This is a genomic window from Leisingera sp. ABD4_442 (assembly GCF_056160905.1).
On record NZ_JBSWYB010000085.1, the window covers coordinates 1 to 1,545 of the forward strand.

Annotated in this window: 1 protein-coding gene; it reads left to right on the forward strand. The window is 56.4% G+C overall.

What is annotated here, in order from left to right:
* Positions 1-82: 82 nt before the first annotated feature.
* Positions 83-1,471 (forward strand): IS1182 family transposase, encoded by a 1,389-nt coding sequence (locus ACXAHG_RS23450; protein WP_475061219.1) that lies wholly within the window; start codon positions 83-85, stop codon positions 1,469-1,471.
* Positions 1,472-1,545: the final 74 nt, after the last annotated feature.

The window sequence follows — 1,545 nt, forward strand, 5'->3', positions numbered from 1 at the left end:
CGGGAAATTTTGTTGAAAAACTCTGACTTGATCGGGATGCATGTGGCTGATTCAATTCCGGCATTGAGCGGGAGGATCGGCGATGATGGGACTGAGGCAGGAAGCGCAATCGGCTCTGTTCTATGAGTTCTCGCTTGAAGATCATGTGCCGCAAGACCACCTGCTGCGGTCAATTGACCGGTTTGTCGATCTGACCGGTATCCGGGCTCATCTTGCAGATTTCTACAGCCATACAGGCCGCCCATCTGTTGATCCTGAACTGCTCATCCGCATGCTGTTGGTGGGTTATTGCTTCGGCATCCGGTCCGAGCGGCGGCTGTGCGAAGAAGTGCATCTGAACCTTGCCTACCGATGGTTTTGCCGTCTCGATCTGAACGACCGCGTACCGGATCATTCCACATTTTCCAAGAACCGACATGGTCGGTTCCGTGAGAGCGAGCTGCTGCGCCACCTCTTCGAGATGACCGTTGCGCGCTGCATCACTGAGGGCCTGGTCAGCGGCCAGCGGTTTGCGATTGATGCCAGCCTGATCAAGGCCGACGTCAGGAAACAGAATTCGACATGGAAGGAAGACTGGGATCCTTCCCGGATCGATCCGGAGGATGCCCCGCGTGCGGTGCGGGAGTATCTTGAGACCCTGGATGAAGCCGCCTTTGGCGCGGCATCGGAGACCGACCCGAAGCGTATCTCGCATTCAGACCCGGCGAGCCAATGGACCGCGGCGCATAAAGGACTGGCATTCTTCGCATATTCGGACAACTACCTGATCGATACAGATCACGGTGTGATTTTGGATGTCGAGGCGACCCGATCGATCCGGCAGGCCGAAGTTAGATCAACGAAGACTATGCTGAAGCGTGTTAGGGACAGGTTCGATTTGAACCCCGAGCGCCTCATCGCGGACACGGCCTACGGCTCGGGGCCGATGCTGGGTTGGCTGGTCGGCCGCAAGATCGCTCCACACATCCCGGTGATCGATAAAGCGGCGCGCCCCGATGGCACCTGGACCCGTGCCGACTTCGAATGGGATGCGGAGAACAATCAATATGTCTGTCCCGAAGGCCATGAGCTAAAGCAGTTTCGCAGGAACTACTCGGACCCGAACCGTGGCCCGACCGGTAAAGGAACAGCCCGCTACCGTGCGTTGAAAGAAGTTTGTCAGGCCTGCCCATCAAAAGCCAAGTGCTGTCCGAACGCGAATGCCCGCAAAATCACCCGGGAAGAACATGAAGATGCCCGCCAGGTTGCCCGGGAAATCGCGAAGACCGAACAGTTCGAAACGTCGATGAAGCTCCGGAAGAAAGTCGAAATGCTCTTCGCCCACCTCAAACGCATTTTGGGTCTTGGGCGCCTCCGATTACGAGGGCCATGCGGTGCGAACGATGAATTTCTCCTCGCAGCAACCGCTCAAAACCTCCGCAAACTGGCAAAGATCTTTCCTGCACAGCAGAAACCGGGAACAGCCTTATAAAATGGGCGTTCGGCCACATTTTAAAAGGCCATTTTCTGCGCCAGCAACAGGGTGTTTTTCAACAGAATCGGGAC

Excerpts from the sequence above, each read along its gene's own strand:
- ACXAHG_RS23450 (WP_475061219.1), top strand. The coding sequence starts at position 83 with ATGATGGGACTGAGGCAGGAAGCGCAATCGGCTCTGTTCTATGAGTTC.